This window comes from Geodermatophilus sp. SYSU D01045 (assembly GCF_054050295.1).
The window spans coordinates 118,445-134,905 of record NZ_JBJGZB010000014.1; the positions used below are offsets into that span (position 1 = coordinate 118,445).

The following is a 16,461-nucleotide window of genomic DNA, read 5'->3' on the forward strand; positions in this document are numbered from 1 at the left end:
TGGTCCCCGGATGAGCACCAGCCAGGGCAGTCTGCCGCCGGGGCCCCGTCCCGCCGAGGACGTGGGCCCGGCGGCGCTGGTGGCCGCTCTGGAGGACGTGCCCTCGGCCCTGTGGTTCGTCGCCGGCCCCGACCCGCGGACCCTGTGGGCCAACGCCCGCGCGCGCATGCTGGGGCCCACCCCGCACGACCTGCCCGTCGTCGGCGACCGCTCGGTGGCCGACGTCGTCGCCGACGTCCTGCGCACCGGCCGGCCGGTCACCCTCTCCGGCGTCCTGGCCGGCGACGGCCCGGAGGTGACCGTGGCCGTGCGGCCGCTGGCCGCCGGCGCCGACCCGGGTGCGGTCCTCGTCGTCGAGAGCAGCGAGGAGCCCGGAGACTCCCGGGACGGGGTGCCCGGGGACGTCGTGGGGGAGGTGCAGCACTCGCTGCTGCCGCCCTCCCTGCCGCTGCTGCCCGACGTGCGGCTGTCGGGCAGCTACCACCCGGCCAGCTCCGACCGCGTCGCGGGCGGCGACTGGTACGACGCCGTGCCGCTGGGCCACGGCCGGCTGGCGCTGGTCATCGGCGACGCCGTCGGCTCCGGGGTGCCGGCCGCTGCCGCGATGAGCCGGCTGCGCGGGGCGATGCGCTCCAGCGCGCTGCGCGACCCCGCCCCCGCCGCGGTGCTCGCCGCCCTCGACGACTTCGCCACCCAGATGGACGACGTCCAGGGCGCCTCGGTGTTCTACGCCGTCCTCGACGCGGCCACCGGCGCGCTGACCTACGCCGCCGCCGGGCACCCGCCGCCGCTGCTGGTCGAGGCCGACGGGCGCACGACCCGCCTGGCGGTGGACCCGCGGCCGCCGCTGGGCACGGTGCGCGGCGCGGCGACGCCGGTCGCCTCGGCCCGGCTGGAGCGCGGCGCCACTCTGGTCCTGTACTCCGACGGCGCGGTCGCCGCGGCCGGCCCGCCGCCCGCCGCGGGGCTCGACCGGCTCACCGAGGTCGCCCGGGCGGCGCTGACCGACCCCGCGACCCTCGACGGCGACGCGATGGCCGGGTTGGCCGCCACCATCGCCGGCGGGGTGCTCACCGCCGACGGCCGCCCCGACGACGTCGCCGTCCTCGTGGCGCACCGCCGCGCGCGGTCGGTGGAGGCGCTGCGGCTGGACCTGCTCGCGGTGCCCGCGTCGCTGCCCGCCGTGCGCCGCCGGCTGAGCGCCTGGCTGACCGCGCTCGGCATGGGCGAGCAGGACCGGGTGGGTGTCATGGTCGCGGTGGGGGAGGCCTGCGCCAACGCGGCCGAGCACGCCTACCGCGGCACCGAGCCCGGCCCCATGCAGGTCACCGCCGCGGTCGACGTCGACGGCGTGCTCACCGTGACCGTGCACGACGAGGGCACCTGGCGCCCGCCGGACCGCGACCCCGGCGACCGCGGCCGCGGGCTGCTGATCATGCGCCAGCTGGTCGACGGGATGGTCGTGCGCGGCGAGCACGGCACGACGGTCACGCTGCGCACCCGGCTGCGCCAGACGCCCGACGAGGAGCCCGAGCACCCGGTGGGCGGCACCGGCGCGACCGTCGTCGTCGACCGGGAGGGCGCCGACCCGGTGGTGCGTGCCGCCGGCGACGTCGACATGGTCAGCGCCGAGCAGCTGCGCATCCGGCTGCTCGAGGCCAGCCACGGCGGCACCGTCCGGGTGGAGCTGGACCTCACCGCGGTCACGCTGTTCAGCAGCGCGGCGGTGCGCGTGGTGCTCGCGGTCGCCGCGATCGCCGAGGCCGAGGGGTGGCGGCTGGTCGTGCACGCGCCCGACGGCGGCGTCACCCGGCACATCCTCGAGGTGAGCGGCCTGCAGCGGCTGGTCGAGCTGCGCTGACCCGGGCCGGTCCGTTTACGGGACCGGCGCGGTGCCCATCAACGGAGCGTGAGACTCCGGCGCAGCAACGTGCACGGGCCCGGCTGGACCCGGCGCCGGGCCGGTCGCGGCTTCTCCTACCGCGACGAGACCGGGCAGCTGATCCGGGACGCGGACCGGCTGGACCGGATCCGGTCCATCGCGATCCCGCCGGCCTGGAAGGACGTGTGGATCTGTCCGTGGCCCAACGGCCACATCCAGGCCACCGGGCTCGACGCGGCCGGCCGCCGCCAGTACCGCTACCACGACGCCTGGCGGGCGCGGCGGGACGCGGAGAAGCACGAGCGGGTGCTGGCCATCGCCTCGGAGCTGCCCGAGGTCCGCGACCGGGTGGCCGACGCGCTGCGCACCCGCGGGCCCAACCGGGAGCGGGTGCTCGCCTGCGCGCTGCGGCTGCTGGACCTCGGGACCTTCCGCATCGGCAGCGAGGAGTACGCCGAGGAGAACGGCACCTACGGCCTGGCCACGCTGCGCCGCGAGCACGTGACCGTGCGCGGGGAGCGGACGTTCTTCCGGTACACCGCGAAGGGCGGCATCGAGCGGGAGGTGGAGATCACCGACCGGCCGACGGCGACCGTCGTCCGGCACCTGCTGGAGCGCCCCGACGACGCCGGCGAGGAGCTGCTGGCGTATCAGCTGGACGACGGCACCTGGCACGACGTGACCAGCGACGAGATCAACGCCTACCTCAAGGAGGTCAGCGGCGCGGAGATCACCGCCAAGGACTTCCGGACCTGGAACGCCACGGTGTTGATGGCCGCCGCGCTGGCCGAGCAGCCGCCGCCGAGGACCCGGACGGCGCGGAACCGGACGATCCGCGAGGCGTACGTGCGGGTCTCCGAGCACCTCGGCAACACCCCCGCGGTGTGCAAGGCCAGCTACGTGGACCCGCGGGTGGTGGACCGCTACGAGAACGGGGAGACGGTGGCCGACGCGCTGGCCGACCTGGCCGGCGCCGACGACGACCGCGAGGCGCAGAAGGTGCTCGAGCAGGCGGTCTGTCGCCTGCTCTCCGCCTGACCGGCTCCGGAAGCCGACGAGGCCCCGCCGGAGCGGGGCCTCGTCGCGGGTGGTGCGGAGGGGTCAGCGGGCGCTGCTGTCCACGATGGTGAACAGGTCGATCAGGCCGGTGACCTCCAGCGGGCGGGTGACCGCCCGGGTGGTGGCGACCAGGCGCAGCTCGACGTCCCGGGACTTCGCCGACTTCTGGGTCTCGACGAGCACGGCCAGGCCGGCGGAGCCCAGGAACTGGACCCCCGACAGGTCGATGACCAGCTCACGGGGCTGCTGCTCGAGCTGGGTGTCCAGCGAGGAGCGCAGCACCGGGGCGGTGAAGGTGTCGACCTCGCCGACGACCGTCACCGTGACCGCGCCGTCCTCGCTGGTGGAGGTCGAGAGCGTGATCACGTCGTCGAAGGGTGCCTCCGTGCCCTCGGTGGACACGTCGTGCTGCCCCCCGGCGGGCAGGTCGGATGCGGTCACGGACGCAGCTCCTCTCAGTGGCCACGCCGAGCGGTGCGGCCACCGGTCAATCTACCGCCGTGCGACCCGGAGGTGTCGTGGCCCCCGGGCAGGCCGGCGTCGCAGTGAGAACGCCGGAGGCGGTCGGCCGACCGGCGAGCGCGGCTGCCTGCTCAACCGCATTTACAACGTAGACAACCCGGTGGCCGTCCGCCAACCAGCCCGGGTGTGCGCGTGGCGGCGCTCACCCGGGCCGGTGACGGAACGGTGCTGGAGAGTGGCGTCAGGTGTTCTCGACGACGTGCATCGCCGACTCCTCCGGGCCCTCCCCGGCCACCGGGGCGTCGGCGAAGGCCTCGACGTCGTCCCCGGTGCGGTTGGTGCCCGAGTCGCTGAGCGCGTCGGTGTCCTGGTCCTGGTCCAGCTGCGCGAACGCGCGCGACGGGTCCTCGGCGGGGCGCACGCCGGGGTCGTCGTCGGGGACCTCCTCCTCCAGGCGTGCGGTCAGCGACTCGCCCTCCTGCTGCTCGCGCGCCGTCGTCCCGAACCCGACCGGCTCGTCCTCCCGGTCACCCGGCTCGGGGGCGAACTGCGGGTCCTCGGAGCGCTGCATCGTGGGGAAGTCGTCCTGCGAGACGTCCGGCACACCCTGGTCCTCGGGGAAGACGTCGCGGGCGGTCTGCCCCTGGGAGCCCGGCGCGCCGCCCTCGCGCACGCCGGTCAGGCCCCGCTCGTCGTCGGGGAACTCGGCGTCGTTCTGCGCGGAGTGGACCGCCCCGCTGTCGTTCGGCTCCGGCTGGGTCATCGGGCGTTCCTCTCTCTCGGGCCGCCGGACGGTGCCCCCGGCGGCGGACTGCCCTCCCGCCTACCCGCCTCCCGGGAAGCCATGCGGCGGCGGGACGTGACGCGACCGGCCGGGCCGGACGGCATGGCGCACCGGCCGCAGGGGTAGCGGGAGCCGCATGGCGATCCCCGACGAGGTGGCGCGCACCGTGCAACCGGTGCGCCGCTGGGCGAACGAGCAGGCGCGCGGCTACGCCGGCGACGAGGGTCGGCCCCTCGGCGGGTTCCTCGGCGCGATGGGCGTGTACAGCGCCGCGGTGACCGCCGGCGCGGCGGTGGTCCGCGCCTCCGGCCGGGAGCTGCCCAGCAGGATCCCGCTCGGCGACGCCGTGCTGCTCACCGTCGGCACCTTCCGGCTGGCCCGGCGGATCGCGAAGGACCCGGTCACCAGCCCGCTGCGCGCGCCGTTCGCCCGGTTCCAGGGCGCGTCGGGCGAGGCGGAGCTCGCCGAGGACCTGCGGGTCGAGCACGGCTGGAAGCACGCCGTCGGCGAGCTGGTCACCTGCCCGTTCTGCCTGGCGCAGTGGGTGGGCACCGCGTTCGTCTTCTCCTACGTCGCCGCGCCGCGGGCCACCCGGCTGGCCGCGCTGACCATGACGATGGTGGCCGGCTCCGACGTCCTCCAGTTCGCCTACGACGCGCTGCAGAGCAGTGTCACCGGCGGCGGCCCGGAGGACGATGGCAGTCAGGACGACACGTCCGGCCGGCACGCAGAACAGGACTGAGCACGACAGGAGCGAGAGGAGCGCCCGCTTCCCCCGGGCGGAGGAGATCACCAGCGACCGCACTGCCGGGGCGCCGGCCCGCACCTATCCTGCGGGCCGCGCCGCCCGACGGTCGCGGAGCCCGGGAAGGGGAGTGACATGCGCTCGATCTGGCGCGGCGCGGTCTCGTTCGGCCTGGTCAGCATCGGGGTGAAGCTCTACACCGCGACCGAGGACAGGGACGTCCGCTTCCACCAGGTGCACGCCGTCGACGGCGGGCGGGTCAGGTACAAGCGGATCTGCTCGATCGACGGCGAGGAGGTCGAGTACGGCGACATCGCCAAGGGCTACGAGCTGCCCGACGGCCAGCTGGTGATCCTCACCGACGACGACCTCGCCGAGCTGCCGCTGGCCACCCGGCGCGAGATCGAGGTCCTGCAGTTCGTCGACCAGGCGGACATCGACCCGATCCAGTTCGAGAAGACCTACTACCTGGAGCCCGACGGCCCGGCCACCCGCCCCTACGTGCTGCTGCGCGACGCGCTGGAGAACACCGGCCGGGTCGCGATCACCAAGATCGCGCTGCGGCAGCGGGAGTCGCTGGCCGCCATGCGGGTCCGCGACGGCGTGCTGGTGCTGCACACCATGCGCTGGCCCGACGAGATCCGCCGTCCCGACTTCGGCTTCCTCGACGAGGACGTCTCGGTCCGGCCGCAGGAGCTGCAGATGGCCGAGGCGCTGATCACCTCGATGGCCGGCGACTTCGACCCGGCCGAGTTCACCGACGACTACCGCGAGGCGATGACCGCGCTGCTGGAGGCCAAGCAGACCGGCGGCGACGTGCAGCCGGTGCCGGAGACCGCCGACCCGGGCGCGGCCGTCGTCGACCTCATGAGCGCGCTGCGGCGCAGCGTCGAGCGGGCCCGCGGCGGCGCCGCCGACGACGAGGCGCCCGCGGAGGCGGCGCCGGCGCGCAAGCCCGCCAAGAAGGCCGCGGCGAAGAAGGCGCCCGCGGGGGAGGCGACCGCCGAGGAGGCGCCGGCCCGCCCGGCCCGCGCGCGCAAGGTCACGGCCGCCAAGAAGGAGCCGGCCAAGCGCGCGTCCCGCCGCAGCGCCTGACCCGCCCGGATGGTCCGTCCCGCCCTGCCCGGGCCGCCGGTGCCGGCGCCGATGCTCGCCGTCGCCGGCGAGTTGCCGGCCGACGACGCCGCGTGGGGCTACGAGTTCAAGTGGGACGGTGTGCGGGCGCTCGCGGCGGTCCGCGACGGCCGGGTGGACCTGTGGGCGCGCAGCGGCACCCTCCTGACCGCCCGTTATCCCGAACTCAGCCGCTTACCGGGCACCCTGGCCGGCGTCGAGGCCGTCCTGGACGGCGAGGTGGTGGCCCTCGACCGGCTGGGCCGCCCGGACTTCGGGCTGCTGCAGAACCGCATGCACCGCACCGGCGGGCCGGAGGTCGCCCGGCTCGCGGCCGCGGTGCCGGTCACCTACCTGGTGTTCGACCTGCTCGCCGAGCGCGGCCGCAGCCTGCTCGACGTGCCCTACGCGCAGCGGCGCGAGCGCCTGGACGCGCTCGCCCCGCAGGGGCACCGCTGGGCGGCGACCCCGTGGTTCCGCGGCGGCGGCGCCGGCGTGCACGCGGCCAGCCGGGACAACGGGCTGGAGGGCGTGGTCGCCAAGCGGCTGGACTCGCCGTACCGGCCGGGCGCGCGCTCGCCGGAGTGGCGCAAGGTCAAGCACGTCCGCACGCAGAGCGTCGTCGTCGGCGGCTGGCGGCCGGGCAAGGGGCGGCGGGCCGGGGGAGTGGGGTCGCTGCTGGTCGGCGTCCACGACGACGACGGCCGCCTGGTCTACGCCGGGCACGTCGGCACCGGGTTCACCGACGCGGTGCTGCGCGAGCTGGGCGGGCTGCTCACCCCGCGCCGCAGCGCGCCGTTCGCCGGTGCCGTCCCGCGCGACGTGGCCCGCGACGCGCGCTGGGCCGAGCCGGACCTGGTCGGCGAGGTCGCCTTCGCCGCGTGGACCGCGGACGGCCGGATGCGCCACCCTGCGTGGCGGGGGCTGCGCGAGGACCTCGACGTCGACGACGTCGTCGTGGAGTGGTCCCCCTGAGGGGAGCCTGATGGACCGCCAGCGGGTGCGGGTGGAGGGCCGGCAGCTGTCGGTGTCCAACCTCGACAAGGTGCTCTTCCCCGAGGTCTCGTTCACCAAGGCCGCGGTCATCGACTACTACGTGCGCATCGCGCCGGTGCTGCTGCCGCACCTGTCCGGCCGGCCGGTCACCTTCACCCGCTGGCCCGACGGCGTCGAGGGGCAGGCCTTCTTCGAGAAGAACACCGCCCGGCACGCGCCGGACTGGGTGCGGCGGGTGACCGTGCCGAGCCCCGGCAGCTCGCGGGACCGCGAGGTGCTGGAGATGGTGGTCCTGGAGACCGTCGCCGACCTCGCCTGGGCGGCGAACCTGGCCGCGCTGGAGCTGCACGTGCCGCAGTGGCAGGTGGGCAGCAAGCGGCAGCCGGCGCTGCCGGACCTGCTCGTGCTCGACCTCGACCCCGGCCCGGACGCCGGCATCCGCGAGTGCTGCGACGTCGCCGAGCGGCTGCGGGTGCGGCTGGTGGCCGACGGGCTGGACCCGGTGGTCAAGACGTCGGGGTCCAAGGGGGTGCAGGTCTACGCGCCGATCCGGGTGACCGACCGCGAGCACCCCAGCCGCTACGCGAAGGCGCTGGCCCAGGAGCTGTCGGCGGAGACGCCCGACCGCGTCGTCTGGCGGATGGAGAAGGTCCTGCGGCCGGGCAAGGTGCTCGTCGACTGGAGCCAGAACAACCCGGCCAAGACGACGGTCGCCCCGTACTCGCTGCGTGCCCGCCCCGACGCGCCGGTGTCCACGCCGATCGGGTGGGACGAGGTGGACGCCGTCCGCGACGGCGCCGACCCCGCGGAGCTGCGCTTCCGCACCGAGGAGGTGCTCGCCCGGGTGGAGGAGTACGGGGACCTGTTCGACGTCGCCGCCCGCACCCGCGCCCGCCTGCCCGCCGTCTGAGCCCCGGTGAGCGGCAGAAACGGCCGTTTCTGCCACCATCTCCGACCGTGTCCGCCGCCCCGCTCGCGCACGACCCCGTCTCCTCCGATCTCGGGCGGCTGGTCGTCCGCTGCCCGGACCGCCCGGGGATCGTCGCGGTGCTGTCCCGGCTGCTGGCCGACGTCGGCGCGAACATCACCGAGTCGCAGCAGCACTCCTCGGACCCGACCGGCGGGGTGTTCACCCTGCGGCTGGAGTTCGTGCTGCCCGGGCTGGCCACGCGCCGGACGCAGCTGGAGGGCGCGCTGGAGCTGCTCGCCGCGCAGTGGCAGCTGACCTGGCGCCTGACCGAGGCCGCACGCCGGCCGCGGCTGGCGGTGTTCGTGTCGAAGACCGACCACGTGCTGCAGGAGCTGCTCTACCGGGTCCGCGCCGGTGACCTGCGCGCCGACATCGCCGCCGTCGTCTCCAACCACCCCGACCTCGAGCCGGTGGCCGCGGCGGCCGGGGTGCCCTTCCACCACGTGCCGGTGACGCCCGACACCAAGGCCGACGCCGAGGCGCGGGCGCTGGAGCTGGTCGGCGACGTCGACCTGGTGGTGCTCGCCCGCTACATGCAGATCGTCTCGGCGGACTTCTGCAGCCGCTTCCCCGAGCGGCTGATCAACATCCACCACAGCTTCCTGCCGGCCTTCGTCGGGGCGAACCCGTACCGGGCGGCGCACGACCGCGGCGTGAAGCTGATCGGCGCGACGGCGCACTACGTCACCCCGGAGCTCGACGCCGGCCCGATCATCGAGCAGGAGGTGGCCCGGGTCGACCACCGCGCCACCGTCGAGGACATGCGCCGCATCGGCCGCTACGTCGAGCGCCAGGTGCTCGCGCAGGCGGTGACCTGGCACGTGGAGGAGCGCGTCGTCGTCGAGGGCGACCGCACGATCGTCTTCGCCTGACGCGTGTGTTCCTGCCCACCCGGGTACCGCTGGTCCAGCGGGGAGCCCCACCCGACACGCGCCCTTGATTTGACTGACTAAAGAAAAGCGGGTTGGGTGGGACCCGATGGAGACGACGTGGGCGCCGCGGCTGCGCGACGCCGGGCTGCGGGTCACCCGGCCCCGGCTCGCGGTCCTCGACGCCCTCGCCGCCCATCCGCACGCCGACGCGGACACGTTGGTCACGGTGGCCCGCCAGGCACACCCCACGATCTCGCCGCAGGCGGTCTACGGCGTCCTCAAGGCGCTGGTCGCCGTCGGGCTGGCCCGCCGGGTCGAACCCGCCGGGGCACCGGCGCTGTACGAGGTCCGCGTGGGGGACAACCACCACCACCTGGTGTGCCGCTCGTGCGGTGCGGTCGCCGACGTCGACTGCACCGTGGGCGCGGCACCGTGCCTGGCCCCGTCGGACACGGCCGGCTTCGTCGTCGACGAGGCCGAGGTCGTGTTCTGGGGGCTGTGCCCCGACTGCCGGGGCGCCGGCCACCCGGCCGCCGCCCCCGGCCCGTCCGTCCGAGTCCGTCCAGAGGTCGGACAGCACCACACCCGAGGAGAGGCAGGAGCATGACCGACGTCGCATCGCAGGGGCCGGCCCCGAGCGAGGCCGACCGCCCGGTCCTGACCAACCGTCAGGGCCACCCGGTCTACGACAACCAGAACCAGCGGACGGTGGGCGCGCGCGGCCCGGCGACGCTGGAGAACTACCAGTTCCTCGAGAAGATCAGCCACTTCGACCGGGAGCGGATCCCCGAGCGCGTCGTCCACGCGCGCGGCATCACCGCGTTCGGCTACTTCGAGGCCGACGGCACCGTCGGCGACGAGCCGATCAGCCGGTACACCCGCGCCAAGCTGTTCCAGGAGAAGGGCAAGCGCACCGACGTGGCGCTGCGGTTCTCCACCGTGGCCGGCGGCCGCGACTCCTCGGAGTCCGCGCGCGACCCGCGCGGGTTCGCCGTGAAGTTCTACACCGAGGAGGGCAACTGGGACCTCGTCGGCAACAACCTCGGTGTCTTCTTCATCCGGGACGCCATCAAGTTCCCCGACTTCATCCACTCGCAGAAGCCGGACCCGGTCACCTTCGAGGCCAACGTCGCCGAGCGCGCCTTCGACTTCTTCAGCCAGACCCCCGAGGCCATGCACATGATCTCGCTGGTCTTCAGCCCGCGGGGCACGCCGGCCAGCTACCGGCACATGCAGGGCTTCGGCGTGAACACCTACAAGTGGGTCAACGCCGAGGGTGAGACCGTCCTGGTCAAGTACCACTGGTACCCGAAGCAGGGCGTCAAGTCCTGGACCGCCGCGGACGCCTCGGCCGCCCAGGCCAAGAGCCTCGGCACCCACACCAAGGACCTGCACGACGCCATCGCCGCCGGCGACCACCCGTCGTGGGACCTCTACGTCCAGATCATGAGCGACGACGAGCACCCGGAGCTGGACTTCGACCCGCTCGACGACACCAAGGTCTGGCCCGAGGAGCTGTTCCCGGTCCGCAAGGTCGGGACGATGACGCTCGACCGGATGCCGGTGGACAACTTCACCGAGAACGAGCAGATCGCGTTCGGTACCGGTGTGCTCGTCGACGGTCTGGACTTCTCCGACGACAAGATGCTCGTCGGCCGGACGTTCTCCTACTCCGACACCCAGCGCTACCGGGTCGGCCCGAACTACCTGCAGCTGCCGGTGAACGCGCCGAAGGCGCGGGTGGCCACCAACCAGCGCGACGGCCAGATGGCCTACGGCGTGGACCGGGCCGAGGGCACCAACCCGCACGTGAACTACGAGCCGTCGATCCTCGGCGGCCTGCGGGAGGCCCAGTACCCGACGCACGACGAGCAGGGCCCGGTCGTCACCGGCCGGCTCACCCGCAAGCGGATCCCGCGCACGAACGACTACGCGCAGGCCGGCGAGCGCTACCAGCTCTCGGAGCAGTGGGAGAAGGACGACCTGGTCGCCAACCTGGTCGACGCCCTCTCGCAGTGCCGCCGCGAGATCCAGGAGCGGATGGTCTGGCACTTCTTCATGTGCGACGACGAGTGGGGCCAGCGGGTCGGCGACGGCCTGGGCATCAGCGCCGACGACGTCCGCGGCCTGGAGCCGCTGCAGACGCAGACCCTCACCGAGGAGGAGCTGCAGCGCGCCGCCAACCTCGGCAAGAACGGCCCGCGCGACGTCACCGGCCACCAGATGACGCACTGCGTGCCCAACGAGCACGTCACCGTCGAGGCCTGAGCAGCACACGGCACACCGCAGCGGGCCGCGTCCGGGATCCCCGGGCGCGGCCCGCTGTCGTGTCGGGGCGCGGCGGACTTCCGCTGGGCGGGAGCCGATTGGGACGCGGCGCGGGGCGCTCCTACCGTCGGTCGACCGCCGTCGCCTCGCCGTGGAGGACACCGATGAGCTCGACCCCCGTCCGCCCGACGACGCCCGGCGCCGCCGCCCGGGCCGCCGGGTGGGTCGCGCCGCTGTGCTGGATCGCGGTGCTGCTCGACGGCTTCGACCTGGTCGTCGTCGGGACCGTGGTCCCCACGCTGTCGGAGCCGGAGGAGTTCGCCCTCACCGGCACCGGCGCCACCGCGGTGATCACCATCGGCCTGGTCGGCATGATGATCGGCGCGCTGACCATCGGCACGCTCACCGACCTGGTCGGCCGTCGCAAGGCGCTGATCGGCGCCGTGGCGTCCTTCTCGCTGTTCACCCTGCTGTGCGCGTTCGCGCCCAACGAGGTCGTCTTCGGGGTGCTGCGCTTCCTCGCGGGCCTGGGCCTCGGCGGCTGCCTGCCCACGGCGATCGCCATGGTCAACGAGTTCACCCGCGCCGGGCGCAGCGGCCGGGCCACCACGACGATCATGACCGGCTACCACGTCGGCGCCGTGGCCACCGCGGCGCTGGCCATCGTGGTCATCCCGTCGCTGGGCTGGCGGTGGATGTTCGTCATCGGCGCGGCCCCGGCCCTGGTGCTCGTCCCGCTGATGGTCGCGCGGCTGCCGGAGTCGGCGTCCTTCCTGCAGGCCGCCGGCCGGCGGGCGGAGGCCGAGGAGGTGGCCCGCCGGTACGGGCTGGAGCTGGAGAGGACCGCGGGCCCGGCGTCGGCCGGCGCGACCGCCGGCGCCGCCTCGACCGTCCGCTCGCTGTTCACCGGCGGGTTCGCCCGCAACACCGTGGCCATCGGCGTGACCTCGTTCATGGGGCTGCTGCTGGTCTACGGCCTGAACAACTGGCTGCCGACGATCATGCGCGAGGCCGGCTACGACCTCGGCTCCTCCCTGGCGTTCCTGCTGGTGCTCAACGTCGGCGCCATCGTCGGTCTGCTGGTGGCCGGCACGGTCGCCGACCGCATCGGCGCCCGCACCGCCGGGATGATCTGGTTCGCCTCCGGCGCGCTGTTCCTGGCGCTGCTGTCGGTCGAGCTGCCCACCGCGGGCCTCTACCTGATGTGCTTCCTCACCGGCTGCTTCGTCTTCTCGGCGCAGGTGCTCGTGTACGCGTTCACCAGCGCCAACCACCCGCCGGCCGTGCGCGCCACCGCGCTGGGCTGGTCGGCCGGGGCCGGCCGGATCGGCGCGATCGTCGGGCCGGTGATCACCGGGGCCCTGGTGACGGCGGGCATCGCCTTCCCGTGGGGCTTCTACGTGTTCGCCGTCGTCGGCGCACTGGGCGCGCTGGCCCTGAGCGTCACGCGGGCGATGCGCCCCGCGCGATGACACCGCGGTCCTCCGGACCGCACCGCCGCCAGCTGCCGTCCCCCTGAGGGCGGAGCCCCGCGGTCGAGTACTCCTCGGGGACCCTGCGGGCCCCGCTCGCCGGACCGCACCGCGGCCAGGTGCCGTCCCCCTGAGGGCGGAGCCCCGCGGTCGAGTCCTCCTCGGGGACCCTGCGGGCCCCGCTCGCCGGACCGCACCGCGGCCAGGTGCCGTCCCCCTGAGGGCGGAGCCCCGCGGTCGAGTCCTCCTCGGGGACCCCTCCGGGGCCCACTCGGGACGCCGTCAGTCGCTTCGTCCGCGGCGGTCCTGCTCGGCGAGGAAGCGCTCGAACTCCGCGCCGATCTCGTCGCCGCTGGGCACCTCGCCGCCCCCGCCGAGCAGGTCCTCGCCCTCGCGGGCGGCGGCGAACTGGTCGTACTGCTGCTCGAGCGCGGCCACGACGGCGGTGTTGTCGGCCGAGCGGGCGATCTGCTCGTCGACCTCGGTGCGGTGCTCCTGGGCGGCCTCGCGCAGCGTCTCGGTGGGCAGCAGCAGGCCGGTGAGCCGGCCCAGGTGCTCGAGCAGCGTCAGCGTCGCGGCCGGGTAGGTGGCCTGCGCCAGGTAGTGCGGCACGTGCGCGGCCACGCCGAGGGCGTCCACGCCGGCCTCGCCCAGGCGCAGCTCCAGCAGCGCCGGGGCGCTGCCCGGGACGCGCAGCTCGCCCCAGTAGACGGGGTAGGACTCGATGAGCTGCCGCCGCGTGGCGTGCGCGGTGACCGTCACCGGCCGGGTGTGCGGCACCGGCATCGGGATGGCCTGCAGCGCCACCACCGAGGTCACCCCCAGCCGCTCGACCACCCCGGCGACGGCGGCGACGAAGCCCTCCCACCGGTAGTCCGGCTCCGGGCCGTGCAGCAGCAGGAACGGCTCGCCGGCGTCGTCCTCCAGCGCCGAGAGCACGATCTCCGGCGCGGTGAAGTCCTCGTAGTGGTCGCCGTTGAACGACATCCGCGGACGGCGGGCGCGGTAGTCGACCAGCAGGTCGGCGTCGAACCGCGCGACGGTGCGGTGCGGCAGCGAGGCCAGCAGGTGCGAGGCGGCGAGCTGGGCGGACGAGGCGGCGTCGAAGTCGCCGGCGAGGGCGTGCACGAGCACGAGGCCGCGCCGCTGCGCGGCCCCGGCGGCCGCCTCCTCGGCGGCGAGGAACGGGTCGGCCTCGGGAGTGAGCTGGACGAGCTCCTCCGGTCGCTGCGCCACGGGGGCACCTCCTGCTGGTCGGACGTCGTCAGGGATCAGCGACGGCGACCGGGCCCGCATTCCCGGCCGGTCAGGCCGGCGCCGCGGGCGAGCGGGTCAGGACGGCGCCGTCGTCGTCGCCGGCCACCTGGTGACGCGTGCCGTCGCCGGCGACCTCGGGATGGCGCCCGTCGAGGACGTCGCGCGTGTAGCGGTAGACGACGGCGATCAGCGCGGCCACCGGCACCCCGAGGAAGGCGCCGATGATCCCGGACAGGCTGCCGCCGGCGGTCACGGCGAGGATGACCACCGCGGCGTGCAGGTTGAACCCGCGGCCCTGGATGATCGGCTGCAGCACGTTGCCCTCGATCTGCTGCACCAGCAGCACGATCCCGAAGACGATCAGCGCCACCGTGAGGCCCTCGTCGACGAGCGCGATCAGGACGGCGAACGCGCCGGCGACGAACGCACCGATGATCGGGATGAACGCGCCGAAGAAGGTCAGCACGGCCAGCGGGACGACCAGCGGCACGTCGAGGATCCACAGGCCCAGGCCGATGAAGAAGGCGTCGACGAAGCCGACCAGGGCCTGCTGCTTGATGAACTCCGACAGGGTGGTCCAGGTCTTCTGCGACAGCGCGGCCACGTGCGGCGCGGCCTTCGGCCCGGTCTGCGCGGCCAGCCACGGCACCCAGCGCGGCCCGTCCTTGACGAAGAAGAAGGCCAGCACGAGCGCCAGCACCAGGTTGATCAGCCCGTTGCCGACGGCGGAGGCGCCGGTGGCGGCGTAGCCCGCGATGTTGGACGCGTTGTTCTGGACCGAGTCGATCGCCTGGTCGACGTACCGGCCGAGCTGCTCCTCGTCGATGTTCAGCGGCGGGCCCTGCAGCCAGTTCTGGATCTGCTGCAGACCGCTGGTGAACTGGTCGGCGAGCTCGGTGACCTGGTCGGCCACCTGCGGCGCGATGACCGCGATCAGCCCGCCGATGACCCCGAGGAACAGCAGCAGCACGAGCGCCGCGGCGAGGGCGGGGGGCCAGCCGTGCCGGCGCAGGAACCGGGTCGGCGGCCACAGCACGGTGGCGAACAGCAGACCGAGGATGACCGGCAGGAGGACGACCCACAGCTTGCCCAGGACCCAGCCGATGACCACCAGCGCCGCGCTGATGAGCAGCAGCTGCGCCGAGGCGATGGCGAGGGTGCGCGTGGCGGAGCGGACGCGCTCGCCGCGCTGCCAGGTCGGGGCGGGGGCCGCCGTCGCGTCGTGGTCGGCCGCGCGCGGGTCGCCCGGGCCGCCCTCGCCGGTGAGCGTCGGGGTGGCCCGCTCGTCGCCGACCGGCCGGGTGCCGGAGGCGTCGTCGGCCGCGCGGTCCCCGGCCGGGGGAGCGCCGGCGGCGGACGCGCCGCCACCGCCGGGGGCGTCGTCCCGGCGTCCGGACAGGCGGAACCTCATGGTCACATCGCACCACGGATCACCGCCGCCCACCGCCCGACGGCGGGAGGGCCGCCGGCCGCGGCTAGCGTCGGGGACGTGCCCAGGACCGCCAGAGCCGACCGGGTCGAGCGCGCCGAGCTGCTCGACTTCCTCCGCCCGCGGCACCGCGCGGTGCTGCTCACCCGGCGCCGGGAGGGCGGGGTGCAGCTGTCCCCGGTGACCTACGGCGTCGACGCCGAGGGCCGGGTCGTCGTCTCCACCTACCCGCAGCGCGCCAAGGTGCGCAACGCCCGCCGCGACCCCGCCGTCTCCCTCTGCGTCCTGTCCGACGACTGGGACGGCGCGTGGGTGCAGGTGGACGGCCGGGCCGAGGTGCTGGACCTGCCGGAGGCGCTGGAGCCGCTGGTCGAGTACTTCCGGTCGATCAGCGGGGAGCACCCCGACTGGGACGAGTACCGCGCGGCGATGGCCCGGCAGGGCAAGTCGCTGCTGCGGGTCACGATCGAGCGCTGGGGGCCGGTGGCCACCGGCGGCTTCCCACCCGAGCTCGCGCAGGACTGACCGGCGCGCCGGGCAAGCCCAGGAGCTTGCACCCGGCCCGGCCGGCGGCGACGCTGCCCGCGTGCCCCTGGCCGTCGCGTGCGCCCCGCTGACCGCGGGCTCCGCCGCCGGCGGCCCCCCGGCGGTCCTCGGGGCCGGCGCGCGGGCGGTGGGGGAGGGCTGGGCGGCCGTCGTCGACGCCCCAGCCGCGGTCGACGCCGTCGCGGCGCTGGCGCGGGAGGGCGGCCGGCGGATCGGCGTCGGCGCGGCGCCGGCCGGTCCGGGCGACGGCCCGGTGGTGCTGGCCGCGCGCCGCGCCCTGGAGGCCGCCGGGCGCCGCCCGGCCCGGCTGGCCGTGCGCGGGTCCGACGCCGAGGCGGCCGCCGACGCACAGGCGGTGCTCACCGCGCTCGCCGTCCTGCTCGCCCGCCGCAGCGCCGCGGCCTGGGCCGCCGTCGACCTGGTCGCGGCCGGCGCCACACGGGCCGCCGCGGCCGCCGCGCTCGGCGTCTCCCGGCAGGCGGTCGCACAGCGGCTGGCCGCGGGGTCCTGGGAGCTGGAGCAGGAGCTGCGCCCGGCCGCCGCGCGGCTGCTCGCCCGTGCCGCCGGCCGGCCGCCCGGATGAGGGACGCCGCCGCGCGCGGTGAT

General features: G+C 75.1%; 16 protein-coding genes. 12 read left to right on the top strand and 4 right to left on the bottom strand.

Features of this window, described 5'->3' with window-relative positions; all coding sequences use genetic code 11:
- Positions 1-10: 10 nt before the first annotated feature.
- On the top strand, positions 11-1,861 hold the full coding sequence (locus ACI798_RS13590; protein WP_457048143.1) for a SpoIIE family protein phosphatase: 1,851 nt from the start codon (positions 11-13) through the stop codon (positions 1,859-1,861).
- A 48-nt stretch (positions 1,862-1,909) separates the two neighbouring features.
- Positions 1,910-2,920, top strand: a complete 1,011-nt coding sequence (locus ACI798_RS13595; protein ID WP_457048144.1) for a DNA topoisomerase IB — start codon at positions 1,910-1,912, stop codon at positions 2,918-2,920.
- A 63-nt stretch (positions 2,921-2,983) separates the two neighbouring features.
- Here the strand turns inward: ACI798_RS13595 and ACI798_RS13600 are convergent, their stop codons facing one another.
- Positions 2,984-3,382 carry an STAS domain-containing protein gene (locus ACI798_RS13600; protein WP_387989785.1) on the bottom strand — a complete coding sequence of 133 codons (399 nt, stop codon included), beginning with the start codon at positions 3,380-3,382 and terminating at the stop codon, positions 2,984-2,986.
- Positions 3,383-3,644: 262 nt separating this feature from the next.
- Positions 3,645-4,166: a hypothetical protein gene (locus tag ACI798_RS13605; RefSeq protein WP_456943003.1), complete on the bottom strand. Its 522-nt coding sequence runs from the start codon at positions 4,164-4,166 to the stop codon at positions 3,645-3,647.
- 157 nt (positions 4,167-4,323) lie between these two features.
- Here ACI798_RS13605 and ACI798_RS13610 point away from each other — a divergent pair, with 157 nt between their 5' ends.
- The 8 genes from ACI798_RS13610 to ACI798_RS13645 all read left to right on the top strand — a co-directional run bounded on the left by ACI798_RS13610 (position 4,324) and on the right by ACI798_RS13645 (position 12,623).
- Positions 4,324-4,929, top strand: a complete 606-nt coding sequence (locus ACI798_RS13610) for a DUF1360 domain-containing protein (RefSeq protein ID WP_456943002.1) — start codon at positions 4,324-4,326, stop codon at positions 4,927-4,929.
- A 138-nt stretch (positions 4,930-5,067) separates the two neighbouring features.
- Positions 5,068-6,027, top strand: coding sequence for a non-homologous end joining protein Ku (ku, locus tag ACI798_RS13615; protein ID WP_457048145.1), 960 nt, complete (start codon positions 5,068-5,070; stop codon positions 6,025-6,027).
- A gap of 9 nt (positions 6,028-6,036) precedes the next feature.
- A complete protein-coding gene (gene ligD, locus ACI798_RS13620; RefSeq protein ID WP_457048146.1) occupies positions 6,037-7,020 on the top strand; it encodes a non-homologous end-joining DNA ligase in 984 nt (327 codons plus the stop codon).
- A gap of 10 nt (positions 7,021-7,030) precedes the next feature.
- Positions 7,031-7,951, top strand: coding sequence for a non-homologous end-joining DNA ligase (gene ligD / locus ACI798_RS13625; RefSeq protein ID WP_457048147.1), 921 nt, complete (start codon positions 7,031-7,033; stop codon positions 7,949-7,951).
- A 47-nt stretch (positions 7,952-7,998) separates the two neighbouring features.
- Entirely contained in the window at positions 7,999-8,883 is an 885-nt protein-coding gene (gene purU, locus ACI798_RS13630; RefSeq protein WP_456942998.1) for a formyltetrahydrofolate deformylase, read from the top strand.
- A 106-nt stretch (positions 8,884-8,989) separates the two neighbouring features.
- Positions 8,990-9,490, top strand: a complete 501-nt coding sequence (locus ACI798_RS13635) for a Fur family transcriptional regulator (protein ID WP_456942997.1) — start codon at positions 8,990-8,992, stop codon at positions 9,488-9,490.
- Complete coding sequence (locus tag ACI798_RS13640; protein WP_456942996.1) at positions 9,487-11,151, top strand: catalase; 1,665 nt, start codon at positions 9,487-9,489, stop codon at positions 11,149-11,151. Before ACI798_RS13635 ends, ACI798_RS13640 begins: the two co-directional genes overlap by 4 nt.
- Positions 11,152-11,315: 164 nt before the next feature.
- The gene (locus tag ACI798_RS13645) at positions 11,316-12,623 is read left to right on the top strand and encodes an MFS transporter (protein WP_457048148.1); all 1,308 of its coding nucleotides are present in this window, start codon (positions 11,316-11,318) and stop codon (positions 12,621-12,623) included.
- Positions 12,624-12,905: 282 nt separating this feature from the next.
- Here the strand turns inward: ACI798_RS13645 and ACI798_RS13650 are convergent, their stop codons facing one another.
- On the bottom strand, positions 12,906-13,859 hold the full coding sequence (locus tag ACI798_RS13650; RefSeq protein WP_456942994.1) for a proteasome assembly chaperone family protein: 954 nt from the start codon (positions 13,857-13,859) through the stop codon (positions 12,906-12,908).
- 70 nt (positions 13,860-13,929) lie between these two features.
- A complete protein-coding gene (locus ACI798_RS13655) occupies positions 13,930-15,291 on the bottom strand; it encodes an AI-2E family transporter (RefSeq protein ID WP_456942993.1) in 1,362 nt (453 codons plus the stop codon).
- Between the two features lie 78 nt (positions 15,292-15,369).
- Between ACI798_RS13655 and ACI798_RS13660 the strand changes: the two genes are divergently transcribed.
- Both ACI798_RS13660 and ACI798_RS13665 read left to right on the top strand, forming a co-directional pair.
- Positions 15,370-15,834: a PPOX class F420-dependent oxidoreductase gene (locus ACI798_RS13660; protein ID WP_387989820.1), complete on the top strand. Its 465-nt coding sequence runs from the start codon at positions 15,370-15,372 to the stop codon at positions 15,832-15,834.
- Between the two features lie 61 nt (positions 15,835-15,895).
- Entirely contained in the window at positions 15,896-16,438 is a 543-nt protein-coding gene (locus ACI798_RS13665; RefSeq protein ID WP_456942992.1) for a hypothetical protein, read from the top strand.
- Positions 16,439-16,461 lie beyond the last annotated feature (23 nt).